The organism is Neorhizobium sp. JUb45 (assembly GCF_004343585.1).
Lineage (GTDB): Bacteria > Pseudomonadota > Alphaproteobacteria > Rhizobiales > Rhizobiaceae > Neorhizobium.
The window spans coordinates 387,576-414,429 of sequence record NZ_SLYW01000001.1 but is presented as its reverse complement, the minus strand read 5'-3'; the positions used below and the strand labels follow the sequence as shown (position 1 = coordinate 414,429).

Here is a 26,854-nt window from a genome sequence, read left to right as displayed (position 1 = left end):
GACATGAAGTCTGCACTTCTCCCCGTTTGGGAACGCATCAAGTCTTTCGGGACGCGCCTCGTCATCGCCATGACGGCCGTCACCATCGCCCTGCCCGCAATCGTGACGCCGGCATCGGCACAGGAACGGCGTTATTATCTGGAGGAGCGCCGTTATGAGCGCCCGCAGCGCCGCAACCTGATGGACATGTTTTTCGGTGAACGACGCGAGTACCAGCGCGACCGATCCGTCATCGACATGGAGCCCCGCCGCAAAAGGCGCGCGGCACCGCCGCCAGCCCCTCGTCGTGCGGTGCGCCCGGTACCGGCTGCCCCGGTGATTGCCGCCGAGCCGACGCCGGAACCCGTCCAGAAGCTGGAAAATGCCAAAAAAGTGCTGGTCGTCGGGGATTTCCTTGCCGGACGTCTGGCCGGCGGCCTTGAGGCGGCCTTTGCCGAAAATCCCGGCGTCGTCGTTGTCGACCATGCCGAAACCGCGTCCGGCCTCGTGCGTCAGGATCATTACGACTGGCCGCAGGCTCTGCCCGAACTGATCGCCAATGAAAAACCGGCGCTTGTGGTGGTGATGATCGGCGCCAATGACCGCCAGCAGATCGACAGCAGCGATCAGCGCGAGAAATTCCGCACGGAACGCTGGTTCGAGATCTACAAGCAGCGTGTTCAGGAATTTGGCCAGATTGCCCGCGACCACGACCTGCCGCTGCTATGGGTCGGCCTGCCGGCCTTCCAGTCGGCTTCGATGACGGCGGATGCCGTCACGCTCAACAGCATTTTCCGGACGCAGGCCGAAGAGATCGGTGGCGAATTCGTCGATATCTGGGACGGGTTTGTCGATGAGGACGGCAAATTCATCGTCACCGGCTCCGACGTCAACGGCCAGCAGGTGCGCCTGCGCAGTGCCGACGGCATCAACATGACCGAAGCCGGCCGCCGCAAGCTGGCCTTCTACGTGGAAAAGGTGGCGCGCCGCCATCTCGGCGATGTTCCGCCGGCCGAAATGATCAATCTCGACGGCAGCAATCTGCCGGCTCTTCCCGTACTTCCCGGCACGCCGATCACCGCAGTGGTCTCCACCCAGCCGATCGCGCTATCCGACCCCGATCTCGACGGCGGCAAGGACCTGCTGGGCGCGAGCGCACCGACACCGGCCAACACGCAGTCCCCGCGCGATCTATTGGTGACCCGCGGCGAACTGCCGGAGGCGCCGGCTGGGCGTGTGGACGATTACCGGATCAAGACGACGCAATAGCTGCGTCATCCCATCCTCCCAAGGGCGCGATCCTTGTTTGGCAGACATCGTCAGGTTATAACACACCACCGCAACTTTCGGTGCGAAACGATGTCTTCTGTAGCTGTTCGCGTTCTATCGACTGTCAACGCCCCTTATGGGACGGCGCTTTCCGCCGAACAGCTGGCAGCACGGATTGCCGATCCCATCAGTGCCGACCACTTCGACCCATCTGCTTTTTCCTTTTTCTCCGAGGTGGACGAGGAGCTTCAGCACGCCTTCCTGCACGAGATGCACATCGACGCGTCGATTGCCATCGATCTTGCGAAACGGTTTTCAGCGCTCGCGGGTTATAATCTGCCCTTGGCGAAAGCTGCGTAATTGGCAGCGCGCAGCCGGTGGGAAGACCTGTTCGAACTCGCCGTCAGCATCATCGACAAGACAAACGGCCAGTTCAGACTGATCGATAGCTGGAGTTTGGGGGGCGGCACCGCCCTTATGCTGCAGATCGATCATCGAGAAAGCTTCGATATCGATATCTTCCTTGATGACCCGCAGCAGCTCCCCTACCTAAATCCGTGGACGCAAGGATACGAACTCGATGTAACGCCAGACGCCTACGTGTCGGATGGCGCCAGAACATTGAAAGTCGTGTTCGAAAACATCGGCGAGATCGATTTCATCTGCGCTCTGCCCCTGACAGAAGCACCGGCGGTGGCGGCAACAGTGCGCGACAGAACCATTCTGCTCGAAACGCCGGCTGAAATCATTGCAAAGAAAATATGTTATCGCGGCGCATTGATGCAGCCTCGCGACATGTTCGATATCGCCTGCGTCATCCAGGTGCTTGGCATCGAATATGTCATGGCGGCCTTGCGGCCTTTCCGGCGCGAAAGCGAAAAGGCTCTTGCCACCGCGCGGCGGATGAACCCGCAGTTCACGCAGGCGATCATGGCGCAACTTCTCTACCGCAACGACTTCCGCGATATTCCCGGTCAGGCACAGGCAGTAACGGTGGACCTTCTTGAGAGGGTATGCACCTGATATTTGGGCGACCACAGCCAACGATGCTGTGGTCGCCCAATTCAAATTTCCGATTCAAAATTACCGTGGCAGAACCGAAGCGCCCATCAGCGCCTCATCCACGGCGCGTGCCACCTGACGGCCTTCGCGGATCGCCCAGACGACCAGCGACTGACCGCGGCGAACGTCGCCGGCAACGTAGAGCTTGTCGATCGAGGTCTTGTAGTCCTGCTCGTTCGCCACGACGTTGGTGGAGCCGCGGCGGTCGGTGTTCAGTTCCAGCTTGCCTTCCAGTTCCGACAGGACACCCGTCGTCATCGGCCCGGAAAAACCGATGGCGATGAAGGCGAGATCGGCCTTGATGATGAAATCCGTGCCGGCGATCGGCTTGCGGCGTTCATCCACCTGGCAGCAGCGCACGCCGGTCAACACGCCGTCTTCGCCGACGAATTCGAGCGTCGCCACCTGGAATTCGCGGTTGGCGCCTTCGGCCTGCGAAGACGAAGTGCGCATCTTGGTGGCCCAGAACGGCCAGACGGCGAGCTTGTCTTCCTTTTCCGGCGGCATCGGGCGGATGTCGAGCTGGGTCACCTTGACGGCGCCCTGACGGAAAGCCGTGCCGACGCAATCCGATGCGGTATCGCCACCACCGACCACGACGACATGCTTGGCGCCTGCGAGGATCGGTTCTGCCGGCCAGCCGGTCGAGTCGATGTTTTCGCGGCCGACGCGACGGTTCTGCTGCACGAGATACGGCATGGCATCGTAGACGCCGTGCAGTTCGACACCGGGAATACCGGCCGGACGCGGGGTTTCCGAACCGCCGCAATAGATGACGGCATCATGTTCGGCCATCAGCTCTTCGGTCGGCTTGTCGACGCCGACATTGACGCCGTAATGGAAGGTGACGCCCTCACCGGTCATCTGCTCGACACGACGATCGATAAAATTCTTTTCCATCTTGAAGTCCGGAATGCCGTAACGCAGCAGGCCGCCGGCCTTCGTTTCGCGTTCATAGACATGGACCTCGTGACCGGCGCGGGCAAGCTGCTGTGCAGCGGCCATGCCGGCGGGGCCGGAACCGATGATCGCGACCTTCTTGCCGGTTTTGACCGTTGCCGGCTGCGGCACGATGTAGCCCAGTTCATAGGCCTTGTCGGCGATCGCCTGCTCGACGGTCTTGATGGCGACCGGCGCGTCTTCGAGGTTCAGCGTGCAAGCTTCCTCGCACGGCGCGGGACAGACGCGACCGGTGAATTCCGGAAAATTGTTGGTGGAATGGAGGTTGCGGATCGCCTCTTCCCACTTGTTGTTATAGACCAGATCGTTCCAGTCGGGGATCTGGTTGTGCACGGGACAGCCCGTCGGCCCATGACAGAACGGAATGCCGCAATCCATGCAGCGCGCCGCCTGTTTGGTAACCTCGGCATCGGACATCGGAATGGTGAATTCGCGGAAATGGCGGATGCGGTCGGAGGCCGGCTGGTACTTGCCAACCTGCCGGTCGATTTCCATGAAACCCGTTACCTTGCCCATGTTTTAGTCCTCTTCAAAGAGTGGTGCCCGTAGGGCCCCAGTACCAGTAAGCAAATCCCATGGTTGCTCCCAGCACAATGAATTCCAATGCGACGTCACCGTTCGCCATGAACGCGGCCGCCGGAACAGCGACCGCGATAACCACCGAAATCAAACGGTGAAAAACAGCCAAAGGCTTACTCCGCAGCAACGCCCATCCGCATGCGCTCCATCTCCTCAAGCGCACGGCGGTATTCGACCGGCATGACCTTGCGGAATTTCGGACGGAACTCGCTCCAGCGATCGAGGATCTCCTTGGCGCGGTTGGAGCCGGTATAGTGCATGTGGTTGGAGATCAGCTGGTAAAGCCGCTCTTCGTCGTGGCGGGTCATGTCTTCTGACACGTCGACACGGCCCTTGTGCATGATGTCGCCGCCGCGATGGTGCAGCTTTTCCAGCATGTCATCTTCTTCCGGAACGGGTTCCAGTTCGACCATGGCCATGTTGCAGCGCTTGGCGAACGTGCCCTCTTCATCGAGAACGTAAGCCACGCCACCCGACATGCCGGCTGCAAAGTTGCGGCCGGTTTCGCCGAGAACGACGACGACGCCGCCGGTCATGTATTCGCAGCCGTGGTCACCCACGCCTTCGACGACCGCGATGGCGCCGGAGTTGCGAACGGAGAAACGCTCACCGGCAACACCGCGGAAATAGCACTCGCCCGATGTCGCACCGTAAAGCACGGTATTGCCGACGATGATCGAGTTTTCCGCCACCAGCTTGGAATTTTCCGGCGGACGCACGATGATGCGGCCACCTGACAGACCCTTGCCGACATAGTCGTTGCCGTCACCGACGAGATCGAAGGTGATGCCGCGTGCGAGGAAGGCACCAAACGACTGGCCGGCGGTACCGGTCAACGTCACGCGGATCGTGTCGTCCTTCAGGCCCTTTTCGTTCCAGCGCTTGGCAAGCTCACCCGAAAGCATGGCACCGGCCGAACGGTCGACGTTCTTGATCGGCACTTCGATGACCACCGGCTCCTTGCTTTCCAGCGCCGGCATGGCCTTTTCGATCAGCTTGCGATCGAGAATATCGTCGATCGGATGTTTCTGGCGCTCGGTCCAGTAGGTGGCGGCCTTCGGTGCCTCGACCTTGTGGAAGATCTTGGAGAAGTCCAGCCCCTTGGACTTCCAGTGGGCGAGCATGTCGTCCTTTTCGAGGAAGTCGGATGCGCCGATAATATCATCGAACCTGGTGAAGCCGAGCGATGCGAGGATTTCGCGTACTTCTTCGGCCACGAAGAAGAAGTAGTTGATGACGTGTTCCGGCGTGCCCTTGAAGCGCTTGCGCAGAACCGGGTCCTGCGTTGCAACGCCCACGGGGCAGGTGTTCAGATGGCACTTGCGCATCATGATGCACCCGGCAGCGATAACCGGAGCCGTTGCGAAACCGAACTCGTCAGCACCGAGCAGCGCGCCGATGATGACGTCACGGCCGGTCTTCAGACCACCATCGACCTGCAGCGCGATGCGCGAACGCAGACCGTTCAGCACCAGCGTCTGCTGGGTTTCGGCAAGGCCGATTTCCCAAGGACTGCCGGCATGTTTCAGCGAGGTGAGCGGCGATGCGCCCGTGCCGCCGTCGAAACCGGAGACGGTGATATGGTCGGCGCGCGCCTTGGCGACACCGGCAGCAACCGTGCCGACGCCCACTTCAGACACCAGCTTGACCGAGATGTCGGAGGTCGGGTTGACGTTCTTCAGATCGTAGATCAGCTGCGCCAGATCTTCGATCGAATAGATGTCATGGTGCGGCGGCGGCGAGATGAGGCCGACACCCGGCGTCGAGTGACGGGTCTTGGCAACGGTCGCATCCACCTTGTGGCCGGGCAGCTGGCCGCCCTCGCCGGGCTTGGCACCCTGCGCCACCTTGATCTGCAGCATATCGGCATTGACCAGATATTCGGTGGTCACGCCAAAACGGCCGGAGGCGATCTGCTTGATGGCCGAGCGTTCCGGGTTCGCCGAACCATCGCGGCGCGGCAGGTAACGATCGCTCTCCTCGCCACCTTCACCGGTGTTCGACTTGCCGCCGATCTTGTTCATGGCGATCGCCAGCGTCGTATGCGCTTCGCGGGAAATCGACCCGAAGGACATGGCGCCGGTGGAGAAACGCTTGACGATATCGACAGCAGGCTCGACCTCGTCGATCGAAACAGGCGTGCGGCCAAGCACCTCGGCGCTCTTGATCTTGAACAGGCCACGGATGGTGTTCATCCGAACGGCGCTTTCGTTCACAAGGCCGGCGAACTCGCGGTAGCGGTCCTGGCTGTTTCCACGCACAGCATGTTGAAGGGTGGCAACGACGTCAGGCGTCCAGGCATGGCTTTCGCCGCGCATGCGGTAGGCATATTCGCCGCCGATATCGAGCGTCGAGGCCAGAACCGGGTCCTTACCAAAAGCCGACGTGTGGCGCTCGGTGGTTTCCTGGGCGATTTCTTCCAGACCGATGCCGCCGATCGAAGAGGCGGTGCCGAAGAAATACTGCTCGACCAGTTCGGACGACAGGCCGACAGCATCAAAAATCTGCGCGCCGCAATAGGACTGATAGGTGGAAATGCCCATCTTGGACATGACCTTGAGAATGCCCTTACCGACCGCCTTGATATAGCGATAGACCACTTCCTGCGCATCGACTTCCTTGGGGAACTCGCCGCGCATATGCATGTCGGTCAGCGTGTCGAAGGCGAGATAGGGGTTGATGGCTTCGGCGCCATAACCGGCGAGACAGCAGAAGTGGTGGATTTCGCGCGGCTCGCCCGATTCCACAACGAGACCGACCGAGGTGCGCAGCCCCTTGCGGATCAGGTGATGGTGCACGGCAGCGGTTGCCAGAAGCGCCGGAATGGCCATGCGATCCGGGCCGATCTGGCGGTCGGAGAGCACGATGATGTTGTAGCCACCCTTGACGGCCGCCTCGGCGCGCTCGCACAGGCGATCCAGCATTTCCGGCATGCCTTCGGCGCCACGCTCGATCGCGTAGGTGAAGTCGAGCGTCTTGGTGTCGAAACGGTCTTCCGTGTGGCCGATCGAGCGGATCTTTTCGAGATCGCCATTGGTCAGGATCGGCTGGCGCACTTCCAGACGCTTGGCGTTGGCCGCACCCTCATGGTCGAGAATGTTCGGGCGCGGGCCGATGAAGGACACGAGGCTCATCACCAGCTCTTCGCGAATCGGGTCGATCGGCGGGTTGGTGACCTGCGCAAAGTTCTGCTTGAAATAGGTGTAAAGCAGCTTGGACTTTTCCGACATGGCCGAGATCGGCGTATCGGTGCCCATCGAACCCACGGCTTCCTGACCGGTGGTCGCCATTGGCGACATCAGGATCTTTGTGTCTTCGCGGGTGTAACCAAAAGCCTGCTGACGGTCGAGCAGCGACACGTCGCGACGCAGCGCGCGCGGTTCCACCGGCTTCAGCTCTTCGAGGATGAGCTGGGTGTTGTCGAGCCACTTGGAATAGGGGTGCTTGGTGGCAAGCTCCGTCTTCAACTCCTCGTCGGAGATGATCTGGCCCTTTTCCATGTCGATCAGCAGCATCTTGCCCGGCTGCAGGCGCCACTTCTTGACGATGCTTTCTTCCGGCACCGGCAGCGTGCCGGCTTCGGAGGCCAAGATGATACGGTCGTCATCGGTGACGAGGTAGCGCGCCGGGCGCAGGCCGTTACGGTCGAGCGTTGCGCCAATCTGCTTGCCATCGGTGAAACAGACGGCGGCCGGACCATCCCACGGCTCCATCAGCGCGGCGTGGTATTCGTAGAACGCCTTGCGCTCCTTCGACATCGACTGGTTGCCGGCCCATGCTTCCGGGATCAGCATCATCACGGCATGCGCCATGGAGTAGCCGCCGCGCAGCAAAAATTCCAGCGCGTTGTCGAAGCAGGCCGTATCCGACTGGCCTTCATAGGAGATCGGCCACAGCTTGGAGATATCATCACCGAACAGCGGCGAGGAAACCGAAGCCTGACGCGCCGCCATCCAGTTGACGTTGCCGCGCAGCGTGTTGATTTCGCCGTTATGGGCGACCATGCGGTACGGATGCGCCAGCTTCCACGACGGAAACGTGTTGGTTGAGAAACGCTGGTGCACAAGCGCCACGGCGCTCTCAAACCGCGGATCGGCCAGATCCTTGTAATAGGCGCCGACCTGATAGGCCAGGAACATGCCCTTGTAGACGATGGTCGAGGACGACAGCGACACCGGATAGAAACCCTGATCGACGCCGCCGAAGGCATCATAGATGCGGTTCGAGATGACCTTGCGGATCAGGAAAAGCTTGCGCTCGAATTCGAGATTGGTCGCGGCATCGCGCCCTGCCCCGATGAAGACCTGAACGTGATAGGGTTCGGTCGCAGCAATATCCGGCGCCTTGGACAGCGAGGAATTATCGACCGGCACATCGCGGAAACCGATGAACTGCTGGCCTTCCTCGCCGATGACGTCTCGCACCACCTGCTTGTAATGCTCGATCTCTTCCGGCTTGCGCGGCATGAACAGATGGCCGACGGCATATTCGCCGGCCTTCGGCAGGGTGATGCCTTGGCGTGCCATTTCCTCGCGGAAGAAACGATCCGGGATCTGCACCAGAATACCGGCGCCATCGCCCATCAGCGGATCGGCACCAACGGCGCCGCGATGCGTCAGGTTTTCCAGAATGAACAGGCCGTCCTTGACGATCTGGTGCGACTTCTGGCCCTTCATATGGGCGATGAAGCCGACGCCGCAGGCATCGTGTTCGTTGCGCGGATCATAAAGACCTTGGGGCCCAGGAATGCCCGACGCGATGAAGGGCACATGCTCTTCGGCTTTCGCCGAAGCTATGTCGGTGGGACAGTGCATATCCAAAATCGTCTTCGTCATCGTCAGTCCTCCAGTTGGCCGCTCGAGCGGGCAAGGTGGTATCGGTTCATTGCGCGAAACGAGGTGCGGGTGTCGCACATCAATCCGAAATTCATGCGACAGTTCTTAACTCATGCGACGGCGCCGCCCGGACAGTCCGCTGCTATTGCGCAGCAGCATAACCCGGATCGGCGCGGAGGTCATGACAGAAACCAGCCCATCGCCGACCTGATTTCCGGAAAGTAGGACAGTTATTCTGACCTATTTCTCATTTTATATGACACAGAAGTTAATGCGCCACAAGAGGCTGAAATGCAATTCAAACCGGACAAAACGACACAAGAAGGCACCAGAACGGCGCTGCGGCGCAACAAAATTACTCAAATCGACAGAATACATTGCTTAGATTGCCAGACGGATAGGCCCACCCGCACGGACTGGCTTTTCCATTGATTGCAGCAGCAAATTCCTTAAGTTCAGCATCTCTCCCGCAGCATCACGCATGACCTTACAGGACCCTCCATGTTCTTTGCTTCCGACAACTGGGCCGGCGCCCACCCCGCCATCAATGAGCGCCTCTCGAAAGAATCCACCCGCTTTGCCTCAGCCTATGGTTCGAGCGAACTCGACAAGTCGATCGAGGTGCGTTTCAACGAGATCTTCGAGCGCGAGGTCGCGGTGTTTTTCGTGGCGACCGGCACTGCCGCCAATTCGCTGTCGCTGGCCAGCATCGCCCGCCCCGGCGGCCTGACCTTCTGCCATTCGGAAGCACATATCATCGAGGACGAGTGCGGCGCGCCGGACTTCTTTTCCGGCATGCGCATGGTCGCGGTGGAAGGCCCGGATGGCAAGATGCTGCCGGAAAACCTGATCAGCCGTATCGCGCGTTATCCGCAGGACGCCATCCACCACGGCCGCGCCGCCGCCGTTTCGATGACGCAGGCCACCGAAGCCGGCACCGTCTATACGCTCGATGAAATCGACGCGATCGCAAAGATCGCCAAGGACAACGGCCTGCCGCTGCACATGGACGGCGCCCGTTTCGCCAATGCCCTGATGGCGCTCGGCTGCACGCCGGCCGAAATGACCTGGAAACGCGGTGTCGACGTGCTTTCCTTCGGCGGCACCAAGAACGGCTGCTGGTGCGCCGAGGCGATCGTGTTTTTCGATCCCGAACTCGCTAGGGATTTTGCCTTCCTGCGCAAGCGTACCGCCCAGCTGTTTTCCAAATCCCGCTTCATCGCCGCCCAGTTCGATGCCTATCTGAAGGACGACCTGTGGCTGGGTCTTGCCGGCCATGCCAACGACATGGCAAACCGCCTGCGCGCCGGTTTCGGCTCGCTCAACAGCGCCCGCCTCGCCTGGCCGACCCAGGCCAACGAAGTCTTCGCCATCCTGCCGAAATCCTCCGCCAAGGCGGCGCAGGACAAGGGCGCAAAGTTCTACGACTGGCTGGAACCGCGCGACATGCCGGAAAAGGTGGCCGCTGACGAAGTGCTGATCCGCATGGTGACGAGCTTTGCCACGACGGAAGAAGACGTTGACCAGTTCTTGTCTATATGCGCTTCGGCTTGAATAAACGCTAAAGCCACAGCCTTAAGAAAGTCCCCCTCTGGCCTGCCGGCCATCTCCCCCACAAGGGGGGAGAAAACTTGCGGCAAACGCCTACCTCAATTGAGTTTCGACGGAGCGGCCGGGTTAAGCCCCTCCCCCTTGTGGGGAGGGGTTTGGGGCGGGGTCTTTTTTTGCACATTCCATCGCGCAATCCACTCCCCTCACGGCACGATCCGCGCCGTGATCAAACTCGACACCGCCTCCACCAGCGCCGCATCCGCCCCGCGCCGCGGCACCAGCACGAATTCGATATCCTCCAGATCCGGCAAACGTCCCGGCGCGATCTCCCGCAAACCGTCCGGCGCCATGCTGCGCGGCTGCACAAGCACGCCCATACCGGCACGCGCTGCTGCCGTCAGCCCCGCAAGACTGCCGCAGGTACAGACGATCCGCCACGCGATCTTGTTCTGATCCAGCGCCTGCTGCGCCACCTTTCGCGTAATGCTCGGCGGCGGAAAGGCGATCAGCGGCACGGTCTCGACACGCGACAGCACATCCGCATCCCGCGCCAGCCAGACAAGCGGCTCGCGATAAAGCAGACGCCCATGCGTTTCGCCGATATGCCGCTTGGCCAGAACCAGATCGAGTTCGCCGACCTCCTGCATCTGAAACAGCACCCCGCTCAGCGCCACCGTCAGTTCCAGATCGACCCACGGATGCAGCCGGCTGAAATCCTCCAGAATGGCGGTCAGTCGATTGGCGACGACATCTTCCGACACACCCAGCCGCAACCGCCCGCGCAATCGGCTTTCACCGAACAGCGACGCTACCTTGCCGTTGAGATCGAGCATGCCGCGCGCATAACCGAGCAGTGCCTCGCCATCCGCCGTCAGCCGCACCTGATGGGTATCCCGCTGCACCAATTGCCGCCCGAGTGATTTTTCAAGACGCTGGATATGCTGGCTGATCGTTGACTGCCCGATGCCGAGCCGCTCGGCAGCAAGGGTAAAGCTGCCGGCCTGTTGCAGCATCACGAAACTTTCGAGATGATGGAGATTGAGCATCCTTATCCTGCTTCGTGATAACTGTTAATTCTTGCATCGCGGTTCATGATAAGAGAAGACGTCTCCCAACCGAAGTAAAATCAGTTTAAGGACATGCCATGAGCCGCTTCATGCCGGACCGTTTCACGATCATGCTGGTCTGCGCGGTCATCCTCGCCTCCTTCCTGCCGATTTACGGCGAACCCGCCTATTGGTTCGGTATCGCCACTGACATCGCCATCGGCCTGCTGTTCTTCCTGCATGGCGCCCGCCTGTCACGTGAAGTCGTGGTCGGCGGCCTGCTGCACTGGCGCCTGCATCTGACGATTCTGGCGACGACGTTCGTGATCTTCCCGCTTTTGGGTCTTGCCATCGGCTTCCTGCCGGAAAGCATCCTGCCCGCCCCGCTTTACGCCGGCATCCTGTTCCTCTGCGTGCTGCCCTCCACCGTGCAGTCGTCGATCGCGTTTACCTCGATGGCGAACGGCAACGTGCCGGCAGCCATCGTCTCGGCCTCCGGCTCCAACCTGTTTGGCATGTTCCTGACACCGATCCTCGCCAGCCTTGTCATGTCGACGACCGGCGAAGGCGGCGGCATTTCCGCCGATGCCATTGAAAAAATTGCGCTCCAGCTTCTCGCCCCCTTCGTCATCGGCCAGCTTCTGCAGCCCTTCATCGGCAACTGGATCCGGGCGCGCAAAAAGCTGCTGGCGCCGGTCGATCGCGGCGGCATCCTGATGGTTGTCTACCTCGCCTTTTCGACGGCCGTCATCGAAGGCATCTGGCGGACGTTTTCGCTCACCGATATCGCTGCCGTCATCGTCACCGACATGGTTCTGCTCGCCATCGTTCTGGTCATCACCATGTATGGCAGCCGCCTTCTCGGTTTTTCCAAGGAGGACGAGATCGCCATCACCTTCTGCGGCTCGAAAAAGTCGCTGGCATCAGGCGTGCCGATGGCCAACGCCATCTTTGCCGGCCAGTCCTCGATCGGCGCCATCGTCCTGCCGATCATGCTGTTCCACCAGATCCAACTGATGGTCTGCGCCGTGCTGGCGCAGAAATATGCGCAGCGCAAGGTGAAGGTGGAAGACAAGACGGCAACGGCTGCGGCGTAAAGCAAACACGCGGCGGCCCGGTTCACCCGAGCAGCTTTATCGCCTTCGCCCAACCTGTTTTAATGCTGCATCCGATGCCTGGCCTTTGCGCTGGGCATCGCGGCTTTTCCAGTCCAGGCTTTTGACCTGATCTGCGAGAGCAATGCTGTCCTCTCCCAAGACCACCTCGAATGGATAGCCCTTGCGTCTCGTCGTCATGGGACAACACAACATGAGACCGTGGCGATTGTAGCTGGCAGGGCTTAAAACGAGCGCGGGGCGACGGCCGGCCTGCTCATGCCCCATCTGCGGCGAAAAATTCAACCAGACAATGTCACCTGCGTCAGGGACATAACCGGCAGCCGCCATCAGAGCAGCTCGCGACCGACAGGTGCGCCAAAATCGACCTCGTCGTGACGATTGTCTGGCGTGATGCGGGCGATCATCTCATCGAGACTGAGATCACCCTCTCCGACCAATTCGACAATCACGCGACCGTTTTGCGCGCGGACATCAACCTCGGTGTCGACGGAGAGATTGGCCGCTTCCATGATCTCGGCGGGGATCGGGATTGAGGCGCTGTCGCCCATTTTTTTCACGGTCACTCGCATGACGGCCTCTCGTGCCAAACATCACGATCATAGTATGCTGGCCATCAAATCCCGTCAAACCTCACATAAAAACGCCCCCTCCCGGCTGGAAGGGGGCGCATGACGGGCCATCTGACGCGAAGGTCAGGACTGGAGGTCCGGCCTTGGGCGTTAGTTGATCTGCGGCTGGCTGACCTGCGCCTCGATGGTCGTGGGCGTATCGACCGGTTCGGCGGCAATGGCGATCCGGCGCGGTTTCATCGCTTCCGGAATGGAGCGCAGAAGATCGATATGCAGAAGACCGTTCTTCAGCTGCGCGCTCTGCACCTCCACGTGATCGGCAAGCTGGAAGCGGCGCTCGAAGGCGCGCTTGGCGATGCCGCGGTGGAGAAACTCGCTGGTTGAAGCGGCTTCGTCCTCGCTCTTTTCACCCTTGACGTGCAGCACATGCGCACGGGCCTCGATGCTCAGTTCCTTTTCGTCGAAACCGGCAACGGCCATGGTGATGCGATAGGTATTCTCGCCGGTCCGCTCGATATTGTAGGGCGGATAGGTCTGCGCCTGATCGGGCTGGCCAAGGCTGTCCAGCATGGTGAAAAGGCGGTCGAAACCGACGGTGGAACGATAAAGGGGGGAAAAATCGACGTGACGCATGATGTCCTCTCATGAAGCGACGTGTTGCGGTTTTTTAAGCCGGCATCCCGTTCTGGCGATGCCTGACCTCTCGTTGCGGACCCGTCATCGGCGCCCGCAGAACCAAGATGGGAATTGCATTTTCCCGCTTCAAGACCCTTTTTCGGGAATCCCGCATATGCGACCTTTGCGCGAATTTTAGAAATCCATGAAACAGCAAACACGATGCCGGAGAATGCAAAAACGGGCAAAAATAGCCATTTTGTCGCGGCCTGACAGTCTTCAATCCATTCGCTGATTGCCAAAAATCAAATAACCAGTCAGAAAATAAACTATCGTCAAAATTGCAGAAACGGATTGTCCGTATGCCTTCGCCTCGGCCGTTGCTGCGATATCGATAGGAACACCACCATGCATTCCGCTCATCGAGCCGGATGGCTCACGCTCGCCTTACCCCTTCTCGCTGCCGAACCCGCGTCGGCACATGTCAAATGGTTCGCGCCCTATATCGTCGGCGCCCCGCCGCAGCCGATCGGCGCAACACTTGCCAACACATGGTTCTGGGTCGGCATCGCTCTCGTGCTGGTCTTCTTTCTCGCCACCCGCGCCATTGAACGATCCAGCGCCGGCGAAAAAATCTTGCTCGGCATGGACCGCCTGACCGATCCCCTATGGAACCGCCTCGATGATTTCGTGCGCTGCGTGGTCGGCGCCTTTTTCATCGCCATCTTTGCGGTTGGCGGGGTTTATCTGACACCCGACCTGAAAACGCCCTCGGAAATCGTCTCATGGGGTCAGTTGCTGATCGCCCTGCTGATCTTTTTCCGCCGCACCCAGCCGCTGGCTGCCGCCGGTATCATCCTGCTCTGGCTGTTGGCGTTGCGCGATTACGACATCTTTCACCTGCTTGATTATCTCGCACTCGGCGTCGGCGTCGCCGCCTATCTGGTGATGGAGGCGTCTTCCAACGAGGAGATCCGAAAACACCGCTTTCAGGCGCTGCGCTGGGGTGTCGCAATTGCCCTGATGTGGTCGAGCCTCGAAAAATTCGCCTATCCCGACTGGTTCTATCCGCTGGTCGAGGAAAAGCCGTTTCTGACCTTCGGCATGCCGCGCGACGTTTTTATTCCCATGGCTGGCGTCTCCGAATTCACCATGGGGTTTGGCCTGTTGTGGACGCCGCTGGTGCGCCGTCTTTCGGCGGTCGCCCTGTTCGTCATCTTCAACGCCGCCGTTTACCCGTTCGGCCGCATCGACCTGATCGGCCATGCATTGATCATGGCGGTCATCGTGGCAATTGCCGCAGACCACACGCGCGACGTGTTTTTTGTCCCCAATTTCAAGAAATTACTGGCCGGCGTGCCGATCGGCATTGCAGCCGCTCTGGTGATTTTTGCCTCGTCCTATTGGGGCCTGCATATCGCCATCTATGGCCAGGAGGGCAATGTGGCGGCCATCCACCGTACTACCCACAGTCCTGATCCGGACCATCCGCACCCGACCGATGCGGCGGTTGCGGCGCCGGTGGTGCCGCATGATGGCGGCGGTGCGGAGCATAAGCATTGAGGCTTGCTCCCAACGATCTCCCCCCTTGAGGGGGAGATGTCACGATAGTGACAGAGGGGGGTGAACAACGGTGTGGCAAGTGGTGGGAAAGCGGCCATTTGCGCCAGCATTACCCCCCTCTGCCCTGCCGGGCATCTCCCCCTCAAGGGGGGAGATCGGCTGAACGGCAACCGCTACAATCGCTATTCGGCAGCCCCAAACCCCACCGAGACCATCAAGCCACTGCCCTGCCGGTTTTCGATCGACAATGTCAGCCCGTAAACCTCGCAGATTTCCTTGACGATCGACAGGCCAAAGCCGGTGCCGGGTGTCTGGCTGTCCAGCCGCACACCGCGCTCGGTCATGCTGCGGATCTTGTCGGGGTCCACACCCGGCCCGTCATCGGCCACCACCAGCCGACCCTGTTTCCAGCCGATACAGACTTCACCCGAGGCCCATTTGACGGCGTTTTCGGTGAGATTGCCGATCAGTTCGCGCAGGTCATGCGCATCGAGCGGCACGTGTGAGGGTTCACCGATCTCGACAGTCCATTGCAGAGCCTCGCCCTTCGGCGTGCGCTGCAGCGTTTTCACCACCTGTCCGACGATTTTTTCGATATCCGCATCGGTCTGGCGCATGTCGGCATTGGCAACGATACGGCTGCGCGCCAGCTCATGCTCCACATGCCCGCGCATCATCTGTACCAGATGCTCGATTTCATCGGCAATCTCGCCCTCACCCCGCTCGCGCAAGGTCAGCGCATCGTTGGAGAGCACGGTCAGCGGCGTCTTCAGCCCGTGTGCCAGATCACCGGCGCGCGCCCGCGCCCTGGCAAGCGACTGCGCCTGCGATTCCAGTAACCGGTTGACGGCCGCCTCCACCGGCACAAATTCCGCCGGCAGCGCGCCTTCCAGCCTGCCGCTGCGGCGCTCGCGAATGCGGTCCAGCCCCTTGGTGAGGTCCGCCAGCGGTTTGAGGCCAAAGATCACCTGCACTAGCGACGCGCCGATCAGGAACGCCGCAAGACCTGCCAGATAAGGCAGAATATCCAGCGCAAACCCGCGGCTCGCCTCATCCAGTGCACGGGTGTCCGATGCGACGGAAATCTGCACCGGCTTCAGGCCCGCCGGCGCGCTCACCATGATCTGCCGCTCCAGCACGATCAGCCGGGTGCCCTCAGGCCCATCGGCCTCGTACCGGTGCACGGCGCCATCATCGGGCAAATCGTCCGGGCTCGACAGGCTGGTGTCCCACAGCGATTCCGAACGGAACTGCGCTGACGTCGCGGCATCACCGATCTGCCAGTAAAGCCCGCCATAGGCCTGCGCAAACCGCCGGTCCATCAGGCTGAACGGATGTTCGATTTTTCCATCGATACCAAGCCGGATCGAGCCGGCAATTGTGTTGATATGGCCCTTCAATTCCTCTTCCAGCCGCCGTTCCAGACTGGCGGAAAACATCGAGGTCATGAACAGGGCGGCAAGCGCCAGTGCCGAGGGAACGGCAACCAAGGACACCAGAAGAAAACGGACGCGAATCGACAGCGGCCGCTTCATGCAGCACCGATCCGGTAACCGTAACCGCGGCGGGTGGTGATCAGCTCCTTGCCGAATTTCTTGCGCAACCGCCCGATCAGCACTTCCACCGAATTGCTCTCGCGCTCAAAATCCTGAGCGTAAAGCTGTTCGGTCAGCTCCAGCTGCGAGACATGCCGTTCGGCATTGGCCATCAGATAATGCAGGCAACGATATTCGAGCGGCGTCAGGTCTGCCGGTTCGCCATCCAGCGACACGGTGCGGCTGCGTGGATCGATCTTCATGCGGCCGGCGGACAGGACAGGACTGGCCTTGCCCTGCGAACGGCGGATGATCGCCCGCAGCCGCGCCAAAAGCTCCGGCATCTGAAACGGTTTTGCGAGATAGTCGTCGGCGCCGGCATCGATCCCCTCGACACGCTCTTCCCAGTTGCCGCGGGCGGTGAGGATCAGCACCGGCAATTCGCGCTCGGCGGCGCGCCAGCGTTTCAGCACGGAAAGCCCGTCCATGCTCGGCAGGCCGAGATCGAGCACGACGGCGGCAAATTCCTCGCTGTCACCGCGATTCCAGCCACTTTCGCCGTCACTTTCGTGTTCCACGAGATAACCCGCACGTGACAGGTGGTGCGTGACATCGCGGGCGATCAGCGGGTCGTCTTCAACAAGCAGAATGCGCATGGGCCTCAATCGTCATCATCATCGTCGACATCGAGAATGCGGCCATCCCTGGCATCCATCTCGATTTCATAAAGCCGGCCATTCGCCTGCAGCACCTTGAATTCGTAGATGAAACGATCGTCATCCTCATCAAGTTCGACGCGGATGATATCGCCCGGATAGGAGGCGCGCAGCTTTTCCTGCAGCACCGACAGCGGCAGCACATCGCCGCGCTTCACCGCATCACGCAGCTTGTCGAGATCGCGCGCAAGACCTGCCGCCGGTGCCGTGAACAACAGCGCAGAAACCAGCGACATTTTTATAAGGACATGGTGTGACATGGCGGCGAAACTATCATTTCCAAACTGAAATTTCGCTGACAGCTGCCGTCAGTTATCGATCAGTGGCCGTCACTTAGGGTGGCTTCATCGGCAGGGCAATGGTGCCCGCCACATCCGGGAAGGAAACCACCCATGAAGAAACTCGTCCTCGCCGCCACCATTGCCGCCACCACGCTGACCGCCCTTGCGCCGCTTTCCATCGCCCATGCCGATGACCGCGACGATCGCCGTTGCGGCAATATCCAGCTCGACAAGTGGATGAGCGAAGCCCAGATGCGCGACCGCGCCACCGGCCTTGGCATCGAAGTCCGCGAAGTGGAAATCGACGACGGCTGCTACGAAGTTTCCGGCCGCAACAAGGATGGCCGCCGCATCGAGGTGAAATTCAACCCGGAAACCGGCGAACAGGTCTCGATCGACAGCGACGATTGATTGCCACGCTTTCGGTTGCAAAGTCCCCCTCTGGCCTGCCGGCCATCTCCCCCACAAGGGGGGAGAAAACTTGTGGCAACCACCTGCCCCAATTGAGCCACAGCGGATCGGCCGGGTTAAGCCCCTCCCCCTTGTGGGGAGGGGTTTGGGGCGGGGTCTTTTTCGCATGCAATCCCCTTCCCGCGCGCGAAGAAGAAGCCCCAGCTCCCCCACTTTCCCCTTGACCCGAAAAACATTCCGCCTATCGCTTGTCTGCATGAGCGAAGCAGAAACCCCGCCCTTCGAAATCCTCCGGTCGACGCCTGACAACCCGGTGCCGCCCAACCATTTTGCCGGCTTTTTCACCGGATATCGCGGTGCAAAACTGCGCTACGCCGTGTTCCGCTCCGACATTTCGCCGGCGCGCGGCACCATCGTTCTGTTGCATGGCCGCAGCGAATCCATCGAGAAATATTACGAGACGATCCGCGATTTCAACGCCATGGGCCTGTGGGTGGCGACCTATGACCTGCGTGGACAGGGTGGTTCCGACCGGCTGCTGAAAAAGCCGAAAAAGGGCCATCTGCGCCGCTTTTCCGATTATGAGCGCGATCTCGATCTGTTTCTCGAACAGATCGTGCTGCCCGATGCCCGTCTGCCGTTTTTCCTCGTCGCACATTCCACCGGTTCGCTAATCGCGCTTGCCGCTGCACCTTATCTGGCCAACCGCATCGATCGCATGGCGCTGGCCGCCCCGTTCGTGGGCCTCACCGGACAGGCATTTTCCGAAGGGTTGATCCGTCTCATCGCAGGCTCATTGACGGCCATCGGCCTCGGCCAGCTGTCAGCCGGAACCGATCAGAACCGCCGCCCCTTTTCCGGTAATCCGCTGACATCCGATCCAAAACGGTTTGCCCGCAATGGTGCGATCGGCAAGGAATATCCGGAACTGGAAATCGGCCCGCCGACCATGCGCTGGCTGAAGGAAACGCTGAAGGCCGGACGCCGCATCGCGTCACAGGCGCATCTGACCAACATCACCATTCCGACGCTGATCCTTGCGCCGATGCGCGACGGCATCGTGCCCTATGGCGCCCAAGAGGAACTGGCCCGCAATTTCCGCGCCGGCCAGTTGGTCAACATCATCGGCGGACGCCACGAACTGTTCAGCGAGGCCGATATCTACCGCGCCCAGGCGCTGGCGGCGATCGAAGCCTTCATCCCCGGCAGCGACGCGACAGCGCTCGTCTCCGACGACGCAGCCGCCTGAAGCGGCTCAACGGCCAAGCAGCGCCCGCGCCTCGTCATACACGGCGCGGCTGCCGGCGGCGATGATATTGCCGCCCTCTTCCGGCCGGCCGCCATCCCAGGTGGTGATGATGCCGCCCGCCTGCTCGATCAGCGGGATCAGCGCGCCGACATCATAAGGCTTGAGGTTGTTTTCGACGACGAGATCGATATGGCCGCCGGCCAGCAGCGTATAGGCGTAACAATCGGTGCCGTAGCGGAACAGCCGCACCTTTTCCTCGACGGCTTTATAGGCGGCGAGATCAGCTCCCTCAAAGATATGCGGCGAGGTGGTGAACAGGATCGCATCGGCCAACCGACCGCAATCGCGCGTACGGATTTCATGCTCACCATCCGGGCCGCGATACCACGACTTTTCGCCATCGGCGAAATAACGTTCGCCGGTAAACGGCTGGTCCATCATGCCCATGGTCGCCCGCCCGTTGGAGCGAAAACCGATCAGCGTGCCCCAGACGGGCACGCCGGAAATGAAGGCGCGCGTCCCGTCGATCGGATCGATCACCCAGACATGCTCGCGGTCGAGCCCGATATTTTCGTGCTCCTCGCCCAGAATGCCGTGCTCGGGGAATTCTTCCGTGATCAGCGCCCGGATCGCCGTCTCGGCGGCGCGGTCGCCTTCCGTGACAGGATCGAACCCGCCGGCCAGCTTGTTGGTGACCGAAGTGCCGGTGCGAAAGCGCGGCAGCGTCTCGGCCTTGGCCGCATCGGCCAGCCTGTCGAAAAACGAACGATCTGGAAGCATGGTCCCCCCGAAAATTTGCGTGCGGCACCATAGACCACAGATTTCCGCCAAGGCCAATCGGGGCCGCCACTTTCAGCAAATGCCCATTATTTAGCCAATTTAAAAATATGCTTGACGATTGTGCAGTGCGGGAGTAAATTCAACCTCGCAGTCTTCGGACTGTAATACCCTCCTTGGGTGTTTCCTCCCTAGACTTGACCGCGCCTCGAGCGCGGTTTTTTTTGGCCGCAGAAAGCCGCCCTCCCCGAATGGAAGCCGGCAAAAATTTCGCAATGCCGTGGAAGGATTATTCGGCAGCCAACGCCGAATCAGGACCGAACTCGGCGGCATAATCCGCCATCGACCCCATGAATTCGGTGAGCGCGCGGGCCAGATCATCGAAATCCGGGCGCTTGCGCAGCGTCACTTCATCGATATAGAGCGCGCGATTGATCTCGATCTGCAACGCATGCAGACCGCGCACCGGCCGGCCGTAATGTTCGGTGATGAAGCCGCCCGCATAAGGCTTGTTGCGCACGGCGGTAAAACCGAGCCCTTCGAGGAAATACATCGCAGCGCGCGAAAGCTCGGCAGCAGCGCTGGTGCCGTAACGATCGCCGATGATGAAATCCGGACGGATATCGGAACCCGAAAGGCGGATATTGCCGGGCATGGAATGGCAATCGATCAGCACCGACATGCCAAAACTCGCATGGGTGCGGGCAATCAGCCGGCGCAGGCAGGCATGATAAGGCTTGTAGATCGTCTCGACGCGCGAAAGCCCCTCCTCGACACTCAGCCGCCGGCGATAGATTTCCATGTTTTCGGCCACGATGCGCGGAATGGTGCCAAGCCCGCCGGCCACCCGCATCGAACCGATATTGACGTAAGGCGGAAGCGCGCCATCGAACATGCGCGGATCAAGTTCGTAAGGCTCGCGGTTCACATCGAGATAGGCGCGCGGGAAATGCGCGAGCAGGAGCGGCGCCCCCAGATTTGGCGCATGCGCAAACAACTCGTCGACATAATGATCTTCGGAGCGACGAATACCCATCTCATCGAGGCGCGACTCACTAAGGAACTGGGCGGGGTAATGCCGGCCGCTATGGGGTGAATTGAAGACAAAAGGGATGGTCTGCGACGTCGGCTCCCTCACCTCGAATAGGTCGATCTCGCCCGTCACCCCGTCCATCCGCCTTTTAAGATGCCGCCTTTACCATAAAGGTAACTTGTTCGTAACGTCATGTTGCCAGTTGCCTGCAGCGAAGTCCATACTATGTACAGTCCCACCAATGGCATCCTGCTTGGCTTCACCGGTTCTTTACCGCGATTTGACTAATGTAGGACGAAGAGCCTAATTTTAAACACGACCCACTGACGGTTTTCCAAGACGATGCAAAAAATCCTTCTCGCTGAAGACGATAACGACATGCGCCGCTTCCTTGTGAAGGCGCTCGAAAAGGCCGGCTATAAAGTGTCGTCCTTCGACAACGGCGCCAGCGCCTACGACCGCCTGCGCGAAGAGCCCTTCTCGCTGCTGCTGACGGATATCGTCATGCCCGAGATGGACGGCATCGAACTGGCCCGCCGCGCCACCGAACTCGACCCGGATCTGAAGGTAATGTTCATCACCGGTTTTGCCGCTGTTGCGCTGAACGCAGATTCGAAGGCTCCGAAGGACGCAAAAGTGCTGTCCAAACCCTTCCACCTGCGTGACCTTGTGGAAGAAGTGAACAAGATGCTGGACGCCGCATAAGGCGAAAAGCTTGTGTCATAAGGGGTTTGAAAAAACTTCAAAAAATCGACACAAAACCGATTGACGGCGGCAAAGCCATATGGTTTATGCCGCCTCACGGAAGGGCGTGTAGCTCAGCGGGAGAGCACTACGTTGACATCGTAGGGGTCACAGGTTCAATCCCTGTCACGCCCACCATCCAGTTTTAAGCAAGGCCCTGTTTACGCAGGGCCTTTTTCTTTTCCGGGACCCGACCAACATAGCGACACGCAGGTTCTTTGAACTGTTGCCCTGTGTCGGCCCATGCGACGTTCACCGTCCTCAGCCCAAGCGCAAAAAAGGCCCGCAGCCTAGTCAGGGCGGCGGGCACAGACTGGATATGCGTGAAGTCTAAAGTATAGTGTGAATGTTTGTGGAGTGGAGACCTTGACTGCCATTTTCGCACGTTCGTCCTCATGGAAACACGCAGCGACATCCGCACACGACCCGGCCGGCGCCGCGCGCATATCCGCCGCGCGGGAGGTCAACTGCGCGACGAGATCAGCCCGCAACCATTCAATAAGGTGCGTGGACGATAAAACCGCCGTAAAACAGCACAAGTCCGCAGGCAATCGCAAGCCAGTTCGTCGCAAACAGGATACGTCCAAGCTGAGCCCGCGTCACCGCAGCCAGCCTCTCGCGGTTCTGCATCACCGGATATTCGATGGCGACATAGGTCAGGTGCGCAAGCAGCACCGTTGCCGGAATACCCCAAAGCCCCGCCACCAGCGGCGACAGCCCCGCCTTGGCCGAAAGGCCATACCAGATCGGAAAATGCCAGAGATAGGCGCCGTAGGATATGACGCCGAAATAGATCAGGATACGGTTGGACAGGACCCGCGTCAGCACATCCCGGTTGTCGCGAAAGCGCGCGTGACAGACGAGGATCAGCGCCAGCACGCTGACGACCAGCCCCGCAACGGCCGTATAGGACACCAGACACACCATGCCGAAATAGGCGAGAAGCGCGGCCAGCGCCATCCACGAGGGAAGCCGGACCTGCGGAAACACCGCAAGGCAGCAGCCCATGAAAAGCGCCGGACTGCGGGAATGCGCACCATTGTACAAATGCCCCTCGCTTGCCCCGATGCGGATCAGGAACATCAAGAGCAGCAACGAGCCCGTTGTGACCAGAAGCGTCGCCAAAACCTGCCTGTGGCGCCGGGTGGCGTAATAAAGAAGCGGCGGCCAGAGAAGATAGAACTGCTCCTCGACGGACAGGGACCAGCTATGCGCCATGAAATTCGGCCAACCGGGCGTCGGAAAGGCGCGCGTCCAGTTGGCCGTATAGAACAGCGCATTGGCCGTATTCAGCACGGCCCCCCATGTGCTCAGCCATGAGGACGGCAACAGAAACAGGCAGGCGCAGACAAGCACGAGCGGCGGCACCAGACGCGCGAACCTGTTCCAGTAGAAGGTGGAAAGAGGAGTGCCGCGCTCGGCGTAACCGATGATGATTTTCGAGATCAGATAACCGCTCAGGACGAAAAAGACATCGACGCCATAACCGCCGGCAACGGAAAAACCGGGCGCGCCGAAATGCCCGAGAATGACGGATATGACCGCAATGCCACGCAACCCGTCGAGACCGGCAACGTAACCGCTGACGGATATTGCCTTGCCGCCGGCCGGGCCGTAAATCTGCTGAACACCGGGCACAATGCTTGACGGGACAGAGGCCATGAACGTCCTTTCGCCAAAGTTGCAAAACTTTGGCGTTGATTTTCCAGATGAGGGTATGCACGTCGGCGGGAAGCCCGGCGGATTTCGCTGTTCTGCGGCAGACCGCTCAATTCAAAGGCCTGCCGGTCCATGCTGCATCGGCAGATGAGCCAGGCGATCGGTTCGAAGATCAAGGAACCCGTCTTATCCCGATGGATAAATCAGATACCGTCTCGTTTTAGCTCAACTTGCGGATGTCAATTAACAAGAACATCGCGGAAAATTCAACCCCCGCACTTAAAAAACACCCGCATGAATTGAATAATAAACGCCTTTTGCATGCGAATGGGGCATCCCTGCCCCTGGAAGCGTCCGAAAAGAATACGGAGACTGGAAAATGAATCGGCTCGAATGTGATCGGATGTTCGTCGCCGTGGCCGAAAGCGGCAGTTTTGCCGCCGCCGCCGCGAAGCTGGGCGCCAGTACCGGACAGGCATCGAAACTGGTGTCGCGGCTGGAAGCGGAACTCGGCGTGCAATTGCTGTCGCGCACCACCCGCGCTCTGTCTTTGACCGAAGCCGGCCGCGGTTATCTGGAGGGCATCAAGCCGCTGCTGGACGATTATCAGGCGCTGGACACCGTCACGCGCCATGCTTCCGGCGCACCTTCGGGACGATTGAGGATCAGCGCGCCGATCACCTTCGGCACCGCACAGCTGGCACCTATCTTAATAGAATTTGCCAAACAATACAGCGATATACAGCTGGATGTTAATTTTTCTGATCGAAACGTTAATCTGGTGGATGAAGGTTTTGATGCAGCCATCCGCGTCGGCCGGCCGATGGATAGCAGCCTCATCGCGCGAAAACTCTGCGACAGCCGCGTCGTGGTAGCCGCCTCCCCCGCTTACCTTGCTGCGCGCGGCACGCCCAAAACGCCGGCCGAGCTGGAAGGCCATGACTGCGTCATCGACACCAATTTTCGCGAACCGTTTCGCTGGCAGTTCGCCCACCCCGATGGCGGCACCGAAACCGTGGTGATGAAGGGGCGGCTGCAATTCTCAAATGCAGAAGCCTGCCTTGCCGCCACGCTTGCGGGTTTCGGCATCGCCCGTCTGCCGAGTTTTATCGCCGGCCCCTGCCTGCGGGATGGCCGGCTGACCTTGCTTCTATCGGAGCGCGGTTACGACGATTTCGGCATCTATGCGCTTTATCCACCGGGGCGACATCTGGCCTTGAAAGTGAGGGTGCTGGTGGATTTTTTGAGTGCAGCATTCCGGGGGCGGCCGGATTGGGACAAGGGGTGGTAGGGTACAGAACGGTGCGGGTCATCGAGCGGGCGACCACTATCGGCCTGATGCGGACTTTTGGTTGCCTCTGGTGCTGTGCCTGTTATGGACTCTCTGACCAAACTTCACTGCTGACCGACTGCCAATGAACGAACCTCATAACACGACAATCATTCAGACTATCATCGACGCTCTTGAGCAACTGGAACGAGATGACGATGTCATCCTTTTGGGGGCATCACCTCGAAAGGCCGCTGAAAAAATCGCCGTGGGGCTGAGATCAGTCGTGCCAAATCCTGGCCTCACTCCAGAGGAAATGCACGGTTTGCGACTGCTGATCCTACATGCAATCTCCAGCAAGTCTTTTTTTGACTGGGAGATGCCGACGCTTACGGGATTTACTGCTGCGCAGTTTCAAGAAATTGCAGAAAAGCTTCCTCGAGAATGACTGCGAATGGCGCAATAGCGCCCTCCAACCGTTTACGCCCACCATTCCTTCCAAATCAGAAACAATTATTCTCATCTTAACCGGATAATCGGCCGCACGGAAACGGTGCATAAGCGCAGCATTATTGCTCTTAGCCCCAAGGTTTTGCACCCATGATCGACGCCCGCACGGCCCCTTACGCTGCCCTCATTCTCCGCCTCAGCCTCGGCATCCTGTTTCTGGCCCATGCCGGCCTGAAGATCTTTGTGTTCACCCCCGCCGGCACTGCCGGTTTCTTTTCCTCGCTCGGTCTGCCGGGCTGGCTGGCCTATGTCACCATCGCCTGGGAACTGGTCGGCGCGCTGGCGCTCATCCTCGGCGTTCTGCCGCGCCTGGCCGCCATTGCCCTGATCCCGATCCTGCTCGGTGCGATCTTCACCGTTCACGGCGCAGCCGGTTTCTTCTTCAACAACCCGAATGGCGGCTGGGAATTCCCGGCGTTCTGGATCATCGGCCTGATCGCGCTGGCCCTGATCGGCGACGGTGCTTACGCCCTGCGCCCGACCCCGGTCGGCAAGCGCTAAAAATCCGGATGGCAGGGAATCCTGTGATACCCTGCCATCTACCGCAGACAGGAAGACAAAAATGCTCGTAGATGGAAAATGGACGGCCGAATGGCATCCGGTTCAGGCAACCGATGCCAAGGGCGGTTTTGTGCGGCAGGTCTCCGGCTTTCGTCATTGGGTCACGCCCCATGGCTCCGCCGGCCCGACCGGTGACGCCGGTTTCAAGGCCGAGGCTGGCCGTTACCACCTTTATGTCGCGCTGATCTGCCCCTGGGCGTCGCGCACGCTGATCGGCCGCAAGCTGAAGAAGCTGGAAGACGTCATTTCCGTTTCCGTCGTCGAGCCAAAACTGTCGCACGAAGGCTGGCAGTTCGGCAGCTATCCCGGCGCAGACTTGGACACGCTGAATGGCGCCACCTACATGCATGAAATCTACACGAAGGCCGACCCGCATTATACCGGCCGCGCCACCGTGCCTGTCCTCTGGGACAAACAGAAGAAGACCATCGTCAACAACGAATCCGCAGACATCCTGAAAATGCTCAACAGCGGTTTTGGCGATCTGGCGGATGACACGATCGATCTTTACCCCGCCGATATCGCCGCGCAAATCGACGCGCTGGCCGAGGCCTTTTACCCAAAACTGAACAACGGCGTTTACCGCGCCGGTTTCGCCACCACGCAAGGCGCCTATGAAGAAGCCTTCGCCGATGTCTTCTCCATGCTTGACACGCTGGAGACACGGCTGGCAGACGGCAGACAATTCCTGTTCGGCGACCGGGTGACGGCAGCCGATGTGCGCCTGTTCGTGACGCTGATCCGCTTCGATGCCGCCTATCACGGCATCTTCAAATGCAATCTGCGCCGCATCGCCGATTATGCAGCCCTGCAGGCCTATATGCTGCGTGTCCTGTCGCTGCCGGGCGTGCGCGAAACGGTCGATATCGACCATATCAAGCAGGGCTATTATTCGATCAAGGCGCTCAACCCGAACGGCATCGTGCCGGTGGGCCCTGATCTGCCGGGCGTGACGGATTGAA

The 26,854-nt window shown here is 60.1% G+C and carries 26 protein-coding genes and 1 tRNA gene; 14 read left to right on the top strand and 13 right to left on the bottom strand.

All coding sequences use genetic code 11. From position 1 onward, the window contains the following. Positions 1-3: 3 nt before the first annotated feature. From EDF70_RS01850 to EDF70_RS01840, 3 genes are all read left to right on the top strand, one after another. Positions 4-1,248, top strand: a complete 1,245-nt coding sequence (locus tag EDF70_RS01850; protein ID WP_132271551.1) for a DUF459 domain-containing protein — start codon at positions 4-6, stop codon at positions 1,246-1,248. 90 nt (positions 1,249-1,338) lie between these two features. After that, positions 1,339-1,608, top strand: a complete 270-nt coding sequence (locus tag EDF70_RS01845) for a hypothetical protein (RefSeq protein ID WP_132271550.1) — start codon at positions 1,339-1,341, stop codon at positions 1,606-1,608. Positions 1,609-1,686: 78 nt separating this feature from the next. Continuing rightward, entirely contained in the window at positions 1,687-2,271 is a 585-nt protein-coding gene (locus tag EDF70_RS01840) for a nucleotidyl transferase AbiEii/AbiGii toxin family protein (RefSeq protein WP_132272526.1), read from the top strand. Between the two features lie 60 nt (positions 2,272-2,331). Here the strand turns inward: EDF70_RS01840 and EDF70_RS01835 are convergent, their stop codons facing one another. From EDF70_RS01835 to gltB, 3 genes are read right to left on the bottom strand one after another with little or no spacing between them, the layout of a single operon-like run. Next, the gene (locus tag EDF70_RS01835; RefSeq protein WP_132271549.1) at positions 2,332-3,786 is read right to left on the bottom strand and encodes a glutamate synthase subunit beta; all 1,455 of its coding nucleotides are present in this window, start codon (positions 3,784-3,786) and stop codon (positions 2,332-2,334) included. Between the two features lie 13 nt (positions 3,787-3,799). Beyond that, on the bottom strand, positions 3,800-3,958 hold the full coding sequence (locus tag EDF70_RS29880; RefSeq protein ID WP_165931918.1) for a hypothetical protein: 159 nt from the start codon (positions 3,956-3,958) through the stop codon (positions 3,800-3,802). 4 nt (positions 3,959-3,962) lie between these two features. Next, complete coding sequence (gene gltB / locus EDF70_RS01830) at positions 3,963-8,663, bottom strand: glutamate synthase large subunit (protein WP_245519063.1); 4,701 nt, start codon at positions 8,661-8,663, stop codon at positions 3,963-3,965. A 522-nt stretch (positions 8,664-9,185) separates the two neighbouring features. On the opposite strand from gltB, the gene EDF70_RS01825 reads away from it, so the two are divergent. Then, a complete protein-coding gene (locus tag EDF70_RS01825) occupies positions 9,186-10,238 on the top strand; it encodes a low specificity L-threonine aldolase (RefSeq protein WP_132271547.1) in 1,053 nt (350 codons plus the stop codon). Positions 10,239-10,438: 200 nt separating this feature from the next. Here the strand turns inward: EDF70_RS01825 and EDF70_RS01820 are convergent, their stop codons facing one another. Continuing rightward, a complete protein-coding gene (locus EDF70_RS01820; protein ID WP_132271546.1) occupies positions 10,439-11,281 on the bottom strand; it encodes a LysR family transcriptional regulator in 843 nt (280 codons plus the stop codon). A gap of 98 nt (positions 11,282-11,379) precedes the next feature. On the opposite strand from EDF70_RS01820, the gene EDF70_RS01815 reads away from it, so the two are divergent. Continuing rightward, positions 11,380-12,378 (top strand): bile acid:sodium symporter family protein, encoded by a 999-nt coding sequence (locus EDF70_RS01815; RefSeq protein WP_132271545.1) that lies wholly within the window; start codon positions 11,380-11,382, stop codon positions 12,376-12,378. 36 nt (positions 12,379-12,414) lie between these two features. On the opposite strand, the gene mazF is transcribed toward EDF70_RS01815, so the two are convergent. From mazF to EDF70_RS01800, 3 genes are all read right to left on the bottom strand, one after another. Next, complete coding sequence (mazF, locus tag EDF70_RS01810; RefSeq protein ID WP_132271544.1) at positions 12,415-12,726, bottom strand: endoribonuclease MazF; 312 nt, start codon at positions 12,724-12,726, stop codon at positions 12,415-12,417. Then, a complete protein-coding gene (locus EDF70_RS01805; RefSeq protein ID WP_132271543.1) occupies positions 12,726-12,968 on the bottom strand; it encodes a PbsX family transcriptional regulator in 243 nt (80 codons plus the stop codon). Before EDF70_RS01805 ends, mazF begins: the two co-directional genes overlap by 1 nt. A 150-nt stretch (positions 12,969-13,118) precedes the next feature. After that, positions 13,119-13,601, bottom strand: a complete 483-nt coding sequence (locus EDF70_RS01800) for an Hsp20 family protein (protein WP_132271542.1) — start codon at positions 13,599-13,601, stop codon at positions 13,119-13,121. A 390-nt stretch (positions 13,602-13,991) separates the two neighbouring features. Here EDF70_RS01800 and EDF70_RS01795 point away from each other — a divergent pair, with 390 nt between their 5' ends. Then, positions 13,992-15,146, top strand: coding sequence for a hypothetical protein (locus tag EDF70_RS01795; protein WP_245518995.1), 1,155 nt, complete (start codon positions 13,992-13,994; stop codon positions 15,144-15,146). A gap of 182 nt (positions 15,147-15,328) precedes the next feature. On the opposite strand, the gene EDF70_RS01790 is transcribed toward EDF70_RS01795, so the two are convergent. The 3 genes from EDF70_RS01790 to EDF70_RS01780 are packed head-to-tail and all read right to left on the bottom strand — an operon-like array spanning position 15,329 to position 17,633. After that, entirely contained in the window at positions 15,329-16,681 is a 1,353-nt protein-coding gene (locus EDF70_RS01790) for a HAMP domain-containing sensor histidine kinase (RefSeq protein ID WP_132271541.1), read from the bottom strand. After that, positions 16,678-17,337, bottom strand: a complete 660-nt coding sequence (locus tag EDF70_RS01785) for a response regulator transcription factor (protein WP_132271540.1) — start codon at positions 17,335-17,337, stop codon at positions 16,678-16,680. The genes EDF70_RS01790 and EDF70_RS01785 overlap by 4 nt, the downstream gene beginning before the upstream one ends. Positions 17,338-17,342: 5 nt before the next feature. Next, a complete protein-coding gene (locus tag EDF70_RS01780; RefSeq protein WP_165931917.1) occupies positions 17,343-17,633 on the bottom strand; it encodes a PepSY domain-containing protein in 291 nt (96 codons plus the stop codon). A gap of 156 nt (positions 17,634-17,789) precedes the next feature. On the opposite strand from EDF70_RS01780, the gene EDF70_RS01775 reads away from it, so the two are divergent. Both EDF70_RS01775 and EDF70_RS01765 read left to right on the top strand, forming a co-directional pair. Further along, on the top strand, positions 17,790-18,089 hold the full coding sequence (locus EDF70_RS01775) for a PepSY domain-containing protein (RefSeq protein ID WP_132271538.1): 300 nt from the start codon (positions 17,790-17,792) through the stop codon (positions 18,087-18,089). A gap of 256 nt (positions 18,090-18,345) precedes the next feature. Beyond that, the gene (locus tag EDF70_RS01765; RefSeq protein WP_245518993.1) at positions 18,346-19,338 is read left to right on the top strand and encodes an alpha/beta hydrolase; all 993 of its coding nucleotides are present in this window, start codon (positions 18,346-18,348) and stop codon (positions 19,336-19,338) included. A gap of 6 nt (positions 19,339-19,344) precedes the next feature. Here EDF70_RS01765 and hisN read toward each other — a convergent pair whose 3' ends face one another. Together hisN and EDF70_RS01755 are read right to left on the bottom strand one after the other, a co-directional pair. After that, the gene (gene hisN, locus EDF70_RS01760) at positions 19,345-20,118 is read right to left on the bottom strand and encodes a histidinol-phosphatase (RefSeq protein ID WP_132271535.1); all 774 of its coding nucleotides are present in this window, start codon (positions 20,116-20,118) and stop codon (positions 19,345-19,347) included. A 286-nt stretch (positions 20,119-20,404) separates the two neighbouring features. Further along, positions 20,405-21,289 carry an N-formylglutamate amidohydrolase gene (locus tag EDF70_RS01755; protein WP_132271534.1) on the bottom strand — a complete coding sequence of 295 codons (885 nt, stop codon included), beginning with the start codon at positions 21,287-21,289 and terminating at the stop codon, positions 20,405-20,407. 201 nt (positions 21,290-21,490) lie between these two features. Between EDF70_RS01755 and cpdR1 the strand changes: the two genes are divergently transcribed. Both cpdR1 and EDF70_RS01745 read left to right on the top strand, forming a co-directional pair. Beyond that, positions 21,491-21,853 carry a response regulator CpdR1 gene (gene cpdR1, locus EDF70_RS01750; protein ID WP_112728645.1) on the top strand — a complete coding sequence of 121 codons (363 nt, stop codon included), beginning with the start codon at positions 21,491-21,493 and terminating at the stop codon, positions 21,851-21,853. 102 nt (positions 21,854-21,955) lie between these two features. Beyond that, positions 21,956-22,030: transfer RNA gene (locus tag EDF70_RS01745), tRNA-Val, on the top strand. Positions 22,031-22,387: 357 nt separating this feature from the next. On the opposite strand, the gene EDF70_RS01740 is transcribed toward EDF70_RS01745, so the two are convergent. Beyond that, a complete protein-coding gene (locus EDF70_RS01740; protein ID WP_132271533.1) occupies positions 22,388-23,554 on the bottom strand; it encodes an acyltransferase in 1,167 nt (388 codons plus the stop codon). A 376-nt stretch (positions 23,555-23,930) separates the two neighbouring features. Here EDF70_RS01740 and EDF70_RS01735 point away from each other — a divergent pair, with 376 nt between their 5' ends. The 4 genes from EDF70_RS01735 to EDF70_RS01720 all read left to right on the top strand — a co-directional run bounded on the left by EDF70_RS01735 (position 23,931) and on the right by EDF70_RS01720 (position 26,853). Next, positions 23,931-24,842, top strand: coding sequence for a LysR family transcriptional regulator (locus tag EDF70_RS01735; RefSeq protein WP_132271532.1), 912 nt, complete (start codon positions 23,931-23,933; stop codon positions 24,840-24,842). Between the two features lie 124 nt (positions 24,843-24,966). Beyond that, entirely contained in the window at positions 24,967-25,269 is a 303-nt protein-coding gene (locus EDF70_RS01730) for a hypothetical protein (protein ID WP_132271531.1), read from the top strand. A 152-nt stretch (positions 25,270-25,421) separates the two neighbouring features. Further along, positions 25,422-25,832 (top strand): DoxX family protein, encoded by a 411-nt coding sequence (locus EDF70_RS01725; protein WP_132271530.1) that lies wholly within the window; start codon positions 25,422-25,424, stop codon positions 25,830-25,832. 61 nt (positions 25,833-25,893) lie between these two features. Further along, the gene (locus tag EDF70_RS01720) at positions 25,894-26,853 is read left to right on the top strand and encodes a glutathione S-transferase family protein (protein ID WP_132271529.1); all 960 of its coding nucleotides are present in this window, start codon (positions 25,894-25,896) and stop codon (positions 26,851-26,853) included. Position 26,854: the final 1 nt, after the last annotated feature.